The 12,672-nt window shown below is 66.5% G+C and carries 12 protein-coding genes; all 12 read right to left on the bottom strand.

Annotated features, from left to right (window positions below):
* Positions 1-26: 26 nt before the first annotated feature.
* The gene (locus AC0IX4_RS10085; protein ID WP_042575289.1) at positions 27-674 is read right to left on the bottom strand and encodes a cutinase family protein; all 648 of its coding nucleotides are present in this window, start codon (positions 672-674) and stop codon (positions 27-29) included.
* A 568-nt stretch (positions 675-1,242) separates the two neighbouring features.
* Complete coding sequence (locus tag AC0IX4_RS10080) at positions 1,243-1,806, bottom strand: TIGR03086 family metal-binding protein (RefSeq protein ID WP_471828877.1); 564 nt, start codon at positions 1,804-1,806, stop codon at positions 1,243-1,245.
* A gap of 13 nt (positions 1,807-1,819) precedes the next feature.
* Entirely contained in the window at positions 1,820-3,115 is a 1,296-nt protein-coding gene (locus tag AC0IX4_RS10075; RefSeq protein WP_471829294.1) for a DNA polymerase IV, read from the bottom strand.
* 72 nt (positions 3,116-3,187) lie between these two features.
* Positions 3,188-6,325 carry an isoleucine--tRNA ligase gene (gene ileS / locus AC0IX4_RS10070; protein ID WP_471828876.1) on the bottom strand — a complete coding sequence of 1,046 codons (3,138 nt, stop codon included), beginning with the start codon at positions 6,323-6,325 and terminating at the stop codon, positions 3,188-3,190.
* A gap of 254 nt (positions 6,326-6,579) precedes the next feature.
* A complete protein-coding gene (locus AC0IX4_RS10065) occupies positions 6,580-6,738 on the bottom strand; it encodes a hypothetical protein (RefSeq protein WP_042575277.1) in 159 nt (52 codons plus the stop codon).
* Between the two features lie 37 nt (positions 6,739-6,775).
* Positions 6,776-7,627, bottom strand: a complete 852-nt coding sequence (wag31, locus tag AC0IX4_RS10060) for a DivIVA-like cell division protein Wag31 (protein WP_042575276.1) — start codon at positions 7,625-7,627, stop codon at positions 6,776-6,778.
* Positions 7,628-7,868: 241 nt separating this feature from the next.
* A complete protein-coding gene (locus AC0IX4_RS10055) occupies positions 7,869-8,147 on the bottom strand; it encodes a YggT family protein (RefSeq protein ID WP_042575275.1) in 279 nt (92 codons plus the stop codon).
* Positions 8,148-8,277: 130 nt separating this feature from the next.
* The gene (locus AC0IX4_RS10050; RefSeq protein WP_042575274.1) at positions 8,278-8,967 is read right to left on the bottom strand and encodes a cell division protein SepF; all 690 of its coding nucleotides are present in this window, start codon (positions 8,965-8,967) and stop codon (positions 8,278-8,280) included.
* A gap of 91 nt (positions 8,968-9,058) precedes the next feature.
* Positions 9,059-9,784 carry a YggS family pyridoxal phosphate-dependent enzyme gene (locus AC0IX4_RS10045; RefSeq protein ID WP_056075834.1) on the bottom strand — a complete coding sequence of 242 codons (726 nt, stop codon included), beginning with the start codon at positions 9,782-9,784 and terminating at the stop codon, positions 9,059-9,061.
* Positions 9,781-10,506: a peptidoglycan editing factor PgeF gene (gene pgeF, locus AC0IX4_RS10040; protein WP_471829292.1), complete on the bottom strand. Its 726-nt coding sequence runs from the start codon at positions 10,504-10,506 to the stop codon at positions 9,781-9,783. Before pgeF ends, AC0IX4_RS10045 begins: the two co-directional genes overlap by 4 nt.
* Before the next feature lie 2 nt (positions 10,507-10,508).
* Positions 10,509-11,696 carry a cell division protein FtsZ gene (gene ftsZ, locus AC0IX4_RS10035; RefSeq protein WP_471828875.1) on the bottom strand — a complete coding sequence of 396 codons (1,188 nt, stop codon included), beginning with the start codon at positions 11,694-11,696 and terminating at the stop codon, positions 10,509-10,511.
* Between the two features lie 168 nt (positions 11,697-11,864).
* A complete protein-coding gene (locus tag AC0IX4_RS10030; protein ID WP_082043133.1) occupies positions 11,865-12,671 on the bottom strand; it encodes a cell division protein FtsQ/DivIB in 807 nt (268 codons plus the stop codon).
* Position 12,672: the final 1 nt, after the last annotated feature.

Below are 12,672 nucleotides of genomic sequence, written 5' to 3'. Positions count from 1 at the left end.
CGACGATTCTATGGCTGATCGGCCGCTTACTGGAGCTTCGAGACCGCGAAGGTCGCACCCTGCGCAGCGCTGCCGTTCGACCCGTAGGTGAGGTGCGCGAAAGTGTTGAAGCCACCGATCTGGCAGACCGGGTCACCGAAGTTGCAGAAACTCCGCGCCTTCGGACCGTAGGTGCTGCTGGCCGTCTCGATGCGCTGACCTGTCAGCCCCAGCGGATTGCCGAAGACGACGACAGCGCGGACTCGGTCGGCGACGGCAGCAGGAAGCACCGCGCCGGTAACGCTGCTGGGGGTTCTGAGCCCGACGGCATTGGACACGACCGTGGCGCCCTGCGAGTAGCCACCGATCACGAACTTCGTGCCGGGGCACGATGCTGCAACGGACGTGACGTGGGCGACGAGGTCCCGCGAACCGGGACCGGCACTGGCCTGCGTGAAATCCGCCGCATAATTCACCGCATACGTACTGACCGATCGACCTCCCGCTTGCGCCGTCAGACTACTGACGAACGGCCCGCCGGTAATGCCGAATCCGGGTATTTCACCCGTACCGCGCGCGAAAGAAACGTCGATATCCGAACAGGGCGCTGCCGTTGCGACTGCACCCGGAATCACCAGTGCCGATGCGACTACCGCTGCCGTTGCGCAGAATTGGGCGAAAAGACGAATTCTCATGTCACTCATTCCCTCGACTGTCATGGTCGACGGTCACAGTAACCAACTTGCCGGTACCGGCATAGCCTTTCGATGGAAAGAATGTCATGGCAACAATGCATGAATGTGCACGCGTGACATTGTTGGTGTGCCATGAATGAATGTGGCGCATGGGTCACGGCCGGTGCGCACACCCCCTGCGTGAACCGCACACCCTCGACAGCCGGCAGCAACAGGTGCGCGCTCACCACAACGGGTGTGCACACCCCCTCCAGCCCACGGCGGGCGGCGCTCAGCAGTCCGGCACCCCGGCACCCGCAGCAGTTCGGCGGCCCCAGCAGTCCGGCGCACAGCCACAGCCCGTGCACACACCCCCAGCGTGAACCGCACACCCCCTACAGCCGGCAGCAACGCGTGTACGCCCACCACAACGGGTGCGCACACCTTCTCCAGCGCACGGCGACAGTCCGGCGCTCAGCCACAGCCCGTGCACACACCCCCTCCATGAACCGCACACCCCCTACAGCCGGCAGGAAAGGGTGCACGCTCACCACAACGGGTGCGCACACCCCCTCCAGCACCCGCCACGTCAGCGACGTAACGGATCCCGACCGATGAAGCCCAGCAGACGAGTCTGAACGTCGGCGCCGTCGGGAACCGCGACGCGTGGTCCGTATTGCCCGGACGAGCGGAGCAGGTCGTCGATCGGTTCCATGCCCGCGAGCATCTCGGCGCAGGTGTCCTCGTCGAGATGCTCGTCCTGACCGGTCGCTCGGGCGAGGTCCCAGGTGTGCATGAAGATGTCCGAGACGTAGAACTGGCTCACCGCGACCGGCAACGGCATCGTCCCGACCATCGGGTGCTCGAACGGCGTGGCCGCGTCGGGTCCGTCGAGCACCCTCTGCACAGCCTCGGTGTGCACGGTCCACGCTGCGACGGGATCGTCGGTGACCGCCGGTCCGCGCTCGAGCTCCAAACCTGTAGCGCTCGACAGGAATGCGGGGAACCACTCGACCAGGTGTCCCACGACATCTCGCGCACGCCAGCCCGGAACGGGAGCCGGGGCATCCCAGTCGGTGGTGCCTTCCACGCGCGCGGTGAAGCCCGCCGCGACGACGCGGTGACGCTCGGCCGGATCGCCGGGAAGTGCCATGTTCGATGCTCCTTCAGGAAAGACTGTCCATGGGATCGGCGACGGCCAGGTGTGCGTCGTCGCCGGCGAAGGTCCGCGCAACACCGGGACCGGTGCTGCGGGTCTCGAACCTGACCGTCACGACATCATGCCCTGCGCCCTGAACCCACCCGTGCCCGTACTCGTCGTGTCGGACATCGAGCCCCGGCCTCCACAGCAATACGTCCTCGGTGACCACCGCAGCGGAGGGTTGCGACGTCGTCACCGCGCTCCCGAGGTCGACACTCTCCTGGTCGAGTTCGGGGAACAACGACTCCTGCCGGACCGTCGACAAGCCCGCCAGTCCGACTCCGACGAGGCGGATGCTGCCCAGCTCCTGCGGATCCAGCGCCTGCCGTTGAGCGGTCGCGATGATGATCGACAGATCGACGGTGGCGTAGGGAAGCGTCGCCGACCGGGTGACGATGCTCATATCCGATTTCCGCAGCTTCAGGACGACGGTCCGCGCAGCCCGTCCGTCCTTCATCAACCGAGCGTGCGCCGCCTCCGCGCTGGCCACGATGGCCGACCGCAAGCCGCTCATGTCGACGATGTCGGTGGCGAACGTCGTCTCGGCGCTCACCTGCTTGGATTCGGCACGCTCGACGACTGGTCGGTCGTCGACACCGCGTGCGAGGCGGTGCAGGCTGGGGCCGACCGCGGAGCCCAGGACGGACGCTGCTTCCGCCTCGGGCAGCGCCGCGAATGCTCCGACGGTGAGCACTCCCAGGCGGCGGAGCTTGTCCTCCGCGACGGGGCCGATACCCCACAGCTTCCGGACCGGGAGAGTCTCGAGAAGCGTCGCCTGTTCCGACGGCGGCACCACCGTGATGCCGTCGGGTTTGGCCAGTCCCGAAGCGATCTTCGCGATCTGTTTGCCGGCGCCCGCGCCGATCGACGCCACCAGTCCCGACGCGTCCAGCACAGCGGCCCGCAGTCCCTCGCAGAACTCCTCGACCTCCGCGGGGGTCGCTCCCACCAGTTCGGTGGGCTCGCCGAAGGCCTCGTCCAGCGAGAGCTGCTCGATCACGGGCACGATGCGGCGGACCGTGTCGAAGACGACGGTGCTCAGCGCGGAGTAGACCTTCCCGCGTGGCGGGACGACCACCGCGTTCGACCCGATCAGCCGCCGCGCCTGGTGCATCGGCATCGCGGACCGAGCGCCGAACACCCGAGCCTCGTAGCTGCACCCGGCCACGACGCCCCGGCCGCTGGACCCGCCGACCAGAACGGGCCGACCGCGCAGCGTCGGCCGGGTGAGCTGCTCGACGGATGCGAAGAACGCGTCCATGTCGAGATGCAGCACCCAGCGTCTGCTGCGATCGGCCGAACTTCCGGTCACCCCGCAGTACCCGTCACACCGTCAGGCCTTCACCAACGATGCCCGCACTCCGTCACCCAGATCGACGGCGGCGTCTCCCGGGTCGCCCACCTGAAGGTCCGTCGCCAGGATCTCACCGGCGATGAGATCGCGGTGAGTGTCGAACCATGCCCTCCGCTCGGCGGGAACCTCGACGCGCACGACGAGACGATCGGAGACGTCGAAGCCACCGGACCGACGGGCGTCCTGGAACTCCCGGACGCGGTCCTTGGCCCAGCCCTCCGCTTCGAGCTCCTCCGTCACCACCGAGTCCAATACGACGAGGCCGGCGTTACCCGGCAGCGCCGTCGTCGAATCCGGTTCCGTGGCAACGAGTCTGCGCGTGTACTCCGTGGGAAGCAGGTCGAGTCCGGCCGCCTGCACGACGCCGTCGGTCTCGGTCCACTCCCCCGCCTTCACGGCCTTGATGACTGCCTGGACCTGCTTCCCGATGCGCGGCCCGGCCGCGCGGGCGTTCACGACGAGCTCGAAGCGTCCGTGAGCGTCGACGTCCGTCGTCAGATCGACCCGCTTGACGTTCACCTCGTCCGCGATGAGATCGGCGAAGGGCCGCAGACGTTCCGCATCGTCGGCAGCGACGGTCAGCTCCTGCAGCGGCAGACGCACCCGTAGGTTCTTCGCCTTGCGCAGCGACAGCGCCGCACCGCACACCGTGCGAACCTCGTCCATCGACGCCACCAACTCGGGATCGGCCGGCAACTCTGTACCGACCACCGGCCATTCCGCCAGATGCACGGAACGTCCGCCGGTCAGTCCACGCCAGATGACCTCGCTCATCAACGGCAGCAGCGGTGCGGCGATCCGTGTGAGCACCTCGAGAACCGTGTGCAGTGTGTCGATCGCGTCGGCGTCCTCGTTCCAGAAACGCTGACGGGAGCGGCGCACGTACCAGTTGGTCAGCGCGTCGCAGAACTGTCGGAGCTCGTCGCACGCCCCGGCGATGTCGACCTCCTCCAACGCCTCGGTGATGACGCGCACGGTCTCGGCCAACTTGGCCAGGATGTAGCGATCGAGCACATTGGTGGAATCGGTCCGCCACGTCCCCGGCTTCGACGCGTACAGCTGCAGGAAACTCCACGCGTTCCACATCGGCAGCAGCGCCTGGCGCACCCCTTCGCGGATGCCCTGCTCGGTGACGATCAGATTGCCGCCGCGCAGGATCGGCGACGACATGAGGAACCACCGCATGGCGTCGGAGCCGTCGCGGTCGAACACCTCGTTGACGTCCGGGTAGTTGCCCTTGGACTTGCTCATCTTGAGCCCGTCCTCACCCAGCACGATGCCGTGTGCGGCGACAGTCCGGAACGCCGGCCGGTCGAACAGCGCCGTCGCCAGGACGTGCAGGGTGTAGAACCACCCGCGCGTCTGGCCGTTGTACTCCACGATGAAATCGCCCGGGTTGTGCGTGGAGAACCACTCGGCGTTCTCGAACGGGTAGTGCACCTGGGCGAAGGGCATCGATCCCGATTCGAACCAGCAGTCCAGCACCTCGGGGACCCGGCGCATGACGGACTTGCCCGTGGGGTCGTCCGGGTTGGGACGGGTCAGCTCGTCGATGAAGGGCCGGTGCAGGTCGGTCGGACGGACGCCGAAGTCGGCCTCGATCTGGTCGAGGCTGCCGTACACGTCGGTACGCGGGTAGGCGGGATCGTCGGACACCCACACCGGGATGGGGCTGCCCCAGTAGCGATTACGGCTGATGTTCCAGTCGCGGGCACCTTCGAGCCATTTGCCGAACTGGCCGTCGCGGATGTGCTCGGGAACCCACGTGATGTCCTGGTTCAGCTCGACCATCCGGTCGCGGAAGCTGGTCACGGAGACGAACCATGACGGCACCGCCATGTAGATCAGCGGCTGACCGGAGCGCCAGCTGTGCGGGTAGGAGTGCTCGATCGTCTCGTGACGCACGAGCTTCCCCGACGCCTTGAGATCCTTGATGATCACCGGGTTCGCATCGAAGATCATCAGACCCTCGTACGGCGGCACCATCGAGGTGAACTTGCCGCCGGCGTCGAGGGGCTGCACGACCTCGATGCCGTTTGCCGTGGCGACGTCCATGTCCTCTTCACCGAAAGCCGGTGCGAGGTGGACGATCCCGGTGCCGGAGTCGGTGGTCACGTAGTCGGCCGACAGCACACGGTGACTGTTCTCGTGTCCGAGGAAGAAATCGAACGGTGGCGTGTAGGCGAGGCCGATCAGGTCGGCACCGGTGTGCTCGGAGACCACGACCGGCTCGTCGCCGAACTCCCGTGCGTAGTGGGAGACGCGATCGCGAGCGAGCACGACGCGGCCACCCTCGCCGTCCTCGATCTGGACGTAGTCGATGTCGGGGCGTACCGCCATCGCCAGGTTGGACGGCACGGTCCACGGTGTGGTGGTCCAGATCAACGCATCGGCGCCGTCCAACGGTGAGCCGGGAGCGGTCAGTGTCATCCGCACGGTGACAGCGGGGTCCTGACGCATCTTGTAGGCGTCGTCGAGGCGCGTCTCCTGGTTCGACAGGGGCGTCTGCTCGTACCAGGAGTACGGCAGCACACGGAAGCCCTGGTAGACCAGGCCCTTGTCGTGCAACTCCTTGAACGCCCACATGACCGACTCCATGAAGTCGAGGTCCAGCGTCTTGTAGTCGTTGTCGAAGTCGACCCACCGCGCCTGGCGCGTGACGTAGTCGCGCCACTCACCCGTGTAGCGCAGGACGGACTGCTTGCAGTACGCGTTGAACTCGGCCAGCCCCATCGAGTCGATCTGACTCTTGTCGGTGATGCCGAGTTGCTTCTCGGCCTCGAGCTCGGCGGGAAGTCCGTGGCAGTCCCACCCGAAGCGTCGCTCGACCTTCTTGCCCCGCATGGTCTGGAACCGGGGGATCAGATCCTTGACGTATCCCGTCAGGAGATGGCCGTAGTGCGGCAGTCCGTTGGCGAACGGGGGCCCGTCGTAGAAGACGAACTCGTCGGCGTCGGCGCGGGCGTCGACGCTGGCGCGGAAGGTTCCGTCGGCGTCCCACCCGGCGAGCACCCGTTTCTCGAGGGCGGGGAAGTCGACGCCGTTCGATCCCGCACCGTACGAGACGATCGGGTAACCCGACGACGTGTCGGCCGGCTTCGACGGTTGATCAGTCATGGCGGTGATACTCCTGTGCCCGAGAAGATGCGGCACGGGGACGACATCCGACGCATCGTGCGTCGGAGCCGCGGTACCACCCCGCTTGGCCACCGGCGATGCGGCGACCCTCTCGTCGTTCGAGCTGTGACGGGCTCGACCCGTCCGGTTCTACTGAGCGCCCACTCCTCGTCGAGGAGGACACGCCGTTCTTCCGGACAACTCCCCGGTGATAGCCGGATCATCGCTGATGTGCAGCCACTCTGCGGGCGAGTCTACCGCCGTCGGGCCGCGAGGGCACCGACCAGCAGCAGGATCGCTCCGATGAGGCAGACGCCGATACATGCCCACGCCCAGATCACCGAACCGGTGATCAACGACGTGATGAGCAATGCGAAGCCGACGCCTGCCAGTACGAGCGTCAGAACAAGCACGCACTCACCCGATCATTCTCGGCGGAAGTCGAGAGGATCAGTTGTTGCCCTTGGCGTATTGCCCGAAGTTGGACGACTGTCCGTTGTCCTTGCCGAAGGGATCCTGACCACTGTCGACGGGCAGTGCCGACGAACGCTGGTCGAGTTCCTGCAGCTGGGACTCCAGGTAGGACTTGAGGCGGACCCGGTACTCGCGCTCGAAGGTCTTGAGGCGCTCGATGCGCTCCTCGAGAACCGAACGCTGCTGGTTGATGGTCGCCATGATCTCGGTGTGCTTGCGCTCGGCGTCGTTCTCGAGAGCGTCAGCCTTCTCCTTGGCCTGGCGAAGCTGCGTCTCCGAGCGGGTCTGCGCATCCGTGAGAAGTGCGTCGGCCTTCTGACGAGCCTCGGACACGAGCGACTCCGCGCGAGACTGAGCCTCGCTCACCAGACGGTCCGAGTTGGCGCGGGCGCTTCCGAGCAGCTGCTCGGACTCGGTCTTCGCGTCGCCGGTCAGACGATCGGCCATCTCCTGGGCGAGGCCGAGGATCTTGGCTGCCTGCATGTTGGAGTCGCCGGCCGACTGCGCGGCGGGAGCCGGTGCGGGCGCCGGAGCCTGCACCACGGGGGCGGGCTTCGGGGGCTCCGGGCGGGGCGCGGGCGGAGGTGTGGGAGCAGGCGCGGGCGCAGGGGTGTTCTGGCGCGAGGACGCCGAGCTCTTGGCCTCGGCCAAGTCCTGGTCGAGTTCCCCGACCCGCTGACGCAGGTCGGCGTTCTCCTCGATCAGGCGCGACAGCTCCTGTTCGACGAGATCGAGGAATGCATCGACCTCGTCCTCGTTGTATCCGCGCTTACCGATGGGCGGCTTGCTGAACGCGACGTTGTGCACATCGGCGGGAGTCAGCGGCATGGAAGGGTCCCTTCACGCGTCTCGAGAGCGGTGGAGCATCGACAAGCGATGTACGCGAGCATTCGTTCGATCAACAGGTGGCAGTGGATTCCTGATCGCAGCGGCGGTCACGATGCTGCCGACAACCAGGACATTCAGTTATATCGCACAAAGAGCGACGGGTACTCATCGTGCACCTTCGAGGAACATTCTGTCACATGCGGCACTGCCGCCGTCCACGGAACGCGCCAGGGCGGTGCGCTCAGCCGACGCCCTGGACGACACGCATCAGAATGAACACGATGAACAGCAGAACCATGATCGACAGGTCGAGGCGGACCCCACCCAGGTTGAGCGGCGGAATGATGCGCCGGAGCAGCTTCACGGGCGGGTCGGTCACCGTGAAGATCGCCTCCAGGACGATCACGACCACACCGGTCGGACGCCAGTCACGTGCGAACGACCGGATGAATTCGACGATGATCCGACCGATGAGCAGCAGCCAGAAGACGAACAGGATGAAGTACAGAACGGCGAACACTCAGTTCACCGCCCGGCGGAACTCGGCACACGGCGACAACGACGACATTCTCTGATCACGCACTCCACCACAATGCCATCTCGCGGCACCCGGAGGTGCCGACGACACTCTCACCGCGGGGAGGTCGGCGTCACTGCTGGTTGTAGAAGCCCGTCTCGGCGATTCGGCGGCGCTCCTCGGCGGACACATCGACGTCCGCGGGTGAGAGCAGGAACACCTTCGTGGCGACTTTGTCGAACGAACCACGGAGGGCGAAAGCGAGGCCTGCCGCGAAGTCGACCAGACGCTTGGCGTCGGCATTGCTCATCTCGACCAGATCCATGATGACCGGGGTGCCGTCACGGAACCGCTCACCGATGGTGCGTGCCTCGCTGTAGTCGCGGGGACGCAGCGTGGTGATGGTCGACATGGGGCCTCCGTCGTCGAGCGACACCTGCCGGCGGGGCTCTGCATGTCGGGGTTCTGCGTGGCGGGATTCCGGAGCGTTCCGGGTGTCCATGGCGAGTGCGCCGCGCGTGGAGGTACGCATCGATCCGGCCGACCGAGGTCCGCCACTCGACCGTGACGACATCGGGGAGACACGCGCGCTGTGACGCGGCTCCATACGGTCGTAATCGTCGTCGTCGCGACGTCCTCCGACGTAGGCCGGCTCGGCGAATTCGCGGTCGGCGTAGTCGTCATGGTCGTCCATCGATTTTCCGTATCCGCCACGCGACGACCGGGATGCGACGGGCGCATCCGTGTCGTCGAGGTAGTCGTCCTCGAAATCGTCGAGTGGGACCATGCCGAAGTAAGCCTTGAACTTGTGCAACGTGCTCATCGGTGGACCTTCCTGGCGTGGCGGTGAAGCTCTGCGTTACTGGTACTCATGTGACTGAACGAGATCAATGGTGACGATGGTGTTCATGCCGTCAAGGCGAGGTTATCGGCCGCGGACCGAGGATCGCGGTTCCGACACGCACACACGTCGACCCATGTCGGACAGCCTCTTCCAGGTCACCGGTCATGCCCGCGGAAAGCTCGACCGCACCCGGATGCGAGCGCAGGACCTGCGCGTGCAGAGCCTGCAGATCCTCGAACGCAGCGTCCGGATCGGCGTCCATCGGAGGCACCGCCATCAACCCGGCGAGGCGAAGTCCCTCCGTCGCGGCGACGTCGTCGACCAGTGCGGGAAGATCCTCACGGTCGACGCCTCCCCGGTGGGTGTCGCCGTCGAGGCTCACCTGCACGAACACCTCCAGATCACGGGTGCGGGCACCGTCGTCCATCGCCCCGGCGACGGCCTTCCCCAGCGCGGCGACCAACCTGTCCGTATCGACCGAGTGGATCGAATAGGCCCACGCAGCAACAGCTTTGGCCTTGTTGCGTTGCAGACGTCCGATCATGTGCCAGCGGACGCCGTCGGTACCGATCTCGGCGACCTTCGGCGACGCGTCCTGCTCGCGGGATTCACCGAATTCCGTGCACCCCAGATCGCGCAGGATCGCGATGTCCGACGCGGGGAAGAACTTGGTGACGGGAAGCAGTGTCACGTCCTCCGGTGACCGATCCGCAGCGACGCACGCCGCGCGGAGACGGGTGCGCACCTGATCGAGGTGCTCGGCGAGGTACGACCGGCGTTCGTCGTGAACGTTCACGAGCTTGTGTCCATCCAGATGACACCCGCATGCCGACCGGTCGGCGCGCCGCGGCGATGACTGAACAGTGAGCGATCGGTGATCGTCTCGCGCGGATCGAGGGCTACACCCGCGATGCCGGACTCGAGGAGTTGCCTCCGCAGACCCGCACGAATATCGAGCCCCGGAGTGCCCTTCCGTGTCCGAGTAGCGCTGCCGGGTAGATGAGTCTCCACGTCGATCTGCATCGTGCGGGGAACTTCGTAGTCCTCTCCCCCGGCCGCGGGACCCATGAAGGCTTCGATACGCGAGATCCGAGCACCGACGGCAACCATGGCGTCGAGAACACGCGGGACGATGCCGATGCGTGCACCGACGCGTCCCGCGTGGACTGCAGCGATGACACCGGCCGCGTCGTCGGACAGCAGCAGGGGAACGCAGTCCGCCGCCAGCACGACCAGCGCGAGGTCACGCTGCGTCGTCACCACCGCGTCCGTCGCGTCGAGCGGAGCGCTCTGCGGACCGTCGATCGTCGCCACCGAACGTCCGTGGATCTGATCCATCCACACGAGACGGCCGGGATCGAGGCCGATCTTCTCGGCGAGACGACGACGATTGGCGGCGACGTCGGCAGGGCTGTCACCGACGTGGTCACCGAGATTGAACGAATCGTAGGGGGGCTTGGACACGCCTCCGGCGCGTGACGTGGTCACGCGCCGGACGCGGTAGCCGCGGTCGGTGATGCTCACCGACGCATGAAGGAGGGCACGTCCACGTCGTCGTCACCGTCGTCGTCCACCCGGACGGGATGTCCGGTGGCACGCGCGGCGCGCTCGCCGATCGGCGGGAGAGACGACGACGAGGAGGGCGCGTCGCGGAAGACGGCGGGGCCGTCGTCCTCGGTGCGCGTCTCACCCGCGCGAGCGGTGCCGACGGTGGCGGCGCGTGACTGGCTCTGCGGTGCCTCGACGGGACGGCGAGCGGGTCCGCTGCCGTCGAATCCGGCAGCGATGACGGTGACGCGCACCTCGTCGCCCAGGGAGTCGTCGATCACGGTGCCGAAGATGATGTTGGCGTCGATGTGCGCAGCTTCCTGGACCAGCGATGCTGCCTCGTTGATCTCGAAGAGTCCCAGATCAGAGCCACCGGCAATGGACAGCAGAACGCCGCGGGCGCCTTCCATCGACGCTTCGAGCAGCGGCGAGTTGATCGCCGACTCGGCCGCCTTGATGGCGCGACCTTCCCCGCGGGAGGAGCCGATACCCATCAGGGCGCTGCCCGCTCCGGACATGACGCCCTTGACGTCGGCGAAGTCGACGTTGATCAGACCGGGAGTAGTGATCAGATCGGTGATGCCCTGCACTCCGTTGAGAAGGACCTCGTCGGCGGACCGGAACGCGTCCATGAGGCTGACGGCTGCGTCGCCGAGCTGGAGCAGCCGGTCGTTCGGGATCACGATGAGCGTGTCGCACGATTCGCGCAGACCCTGGATACCGACGTCGGCCTGGCCGCCGCGACGCTTGCCCTCGAACGAGAAGGGGCGCGTGACGACGCCGACGGTGAGGGCGCCGAGCTTGCGGGCGATGCTGGCGACGACGGGTGCGCCGCCGGTACCGGTGCCGCCACCTTCGCCGGCGGTGACGAAGACCATGTCGGCGCCCTTGAGCACCTCTTCGATCTCGTCCTTGTGGTCCTCGGCGGCCTTGCGGCCGACCTCGGGATCTGCGCCGGCGCCGAGACCGCGAGTGAGTTCGCGGCCGACGTCGAGCTTGACGTCGGCGTCCGACATGAGCAGCGCCTGCGCGTCGGTGTTGACCGCGATGAACTCGACTCCCTTGAGTCCCTGTTCGATCATGCGGTTGACCGCGTTGACGCCGCCGCCGCCGATGCCGACGACCTTGATTACGGCGAGGTAGTTGTGCGGGGGCGTCATGGGCTCTCGCCTTCCGTGGTTGGTGATCAAGATGCTGCCAAACCCTCAACCTGAACCATAGGTTCATAGTTATGTCAAGTGATCGACTGGGTGGAACGCTAGAGACACCGTCTCGTGGGTTCCATTAGGCGCGCCGACACACGCCGAGAAAACTTGTGAACGGCTTTTCTATCGAATGGTCGGGAGATCGGGGCTGGACACGTCGTACGTCTGTCCCGGCTGCGTGAGCAGCGGCAGCGCGACCGACGCCTTGTACTCGTTGTCGTCGTTGCTCCCCCACACCACGACGCGTCCGTCGTAGAGCGTCAGCGATACCGCCGAGATGGTCGGCGCGTCGATCTGCGCGACCTGCGAGCGCAGGGGGGCCGGAAGCGAAGTCAGCACCGCCAGAGCGGATCTCGTCTCCAGGTTCCCGAACGACGGACTGGCCGCCACCAACCGCACGACCCCCGGAGGCGGCGGCTCGACGGCGAAGTCGACCGCGTCGACATCCATCAGATGAGTGCCGTCGGGGGCATCGAAGAACACGACGGGAATGCGTTCCTCGACGGTGACACGGACGGTTGCCGGATAGACGCGTTGGACCCGCACCGTGGCGACCTTCGGAATGGCGGCGACACGGGACGCCGCCCCGTCGGTGTCGACCCTGGGCAGCGGAGTTCCCTCGACCACCTGCAGAGCCTCGACAACCTGCTCCCGCGTCACCGCGGCATTGCCCGTGACGTCGATGGTGTCCACCGCCCACAGCGGACCGAAGTACGACACGACGACGAACGCGATCGACGCCACCAGGGCGGCGAGGATCGCGAACTTTCCCTTGCGACCGATGCGGGGCTCGCGCGCTGTCGACCTGCTCGATCCCCGAGTGCCGGACGCACCCCGACTACCCGACGTGCGAGTTCGCGTCGAGCGCTGCGCGCCCACACGTCTCGGTGTCGCCGCGGGGCGAGTACGACCGCTTCCGCGTGAAGTCATC

The organism is Rhodococcus sp. AC861 (genome assembly GCF_979256035.1).
This window is presented reverse-complemented; position numbering and strand designations above follow the sequence as displayed.

Bases quoted from the DNA above. Each gene is read 5' to 3' on its own strand.
- AC0IX4_RS10085 (WP_042575289.1), bottom strand. From the start codon at position 674: ATGAGAATTCGTCTTTTCGCCCAATTCTGCGCAACGGCAGCGGTAGTC.
- AC0IX4_RS10080 (WP_471828877.1), bottom strand. From the start codon at position 1,806: ATGGCACTTCCCGGCGATCCGGCCGAGCGTCACCGCGTCGTCGCGGCG.
- AC0IX4_RS10075 (WP_471829294.1), bottom strand. From the start codon at position 3,115: ATGGACGCGTTCTTCGCATCCGTCGAGCAGCTCACCCGGCCGACGCTG.
- ileS (WP_471828876.1), bottom strand. From the start codon at position 6,325: ATGACTGATCAACCGTCGAAGCCGGCCGACACGTCGTCGGGTTACCCG.
- wag31 (WP_042575276.1), bottom strand. From the start codon at position 7,627: ATGCCGCTGACTCCCGCCGATGTGCACAACGTCGCGTTCAGCAAGCCG.
- AC0IX4_RS10050 (WP_042575274.1), bottom strand. From the start codon at position 8,967: ATGAGCACGTTGCACAAGTTCAAGGCTTACTTCGGCATGGTCCCACTC.
- ftsZ (WP_471828875.1), bottom strand. From the start codon at position 11,696: ATGACGCCCCCGCACAACTACCTCGCCGTAATCAAGGTCGTCGGCATC.
- AC0IX4_RS10030 (WP_082043133.1), bottom strand. From the start codon at position 12,671: ATGACTTCACGCGGAAGCGGTCGTACTCGCCCCGCGGCGACACCGAGA.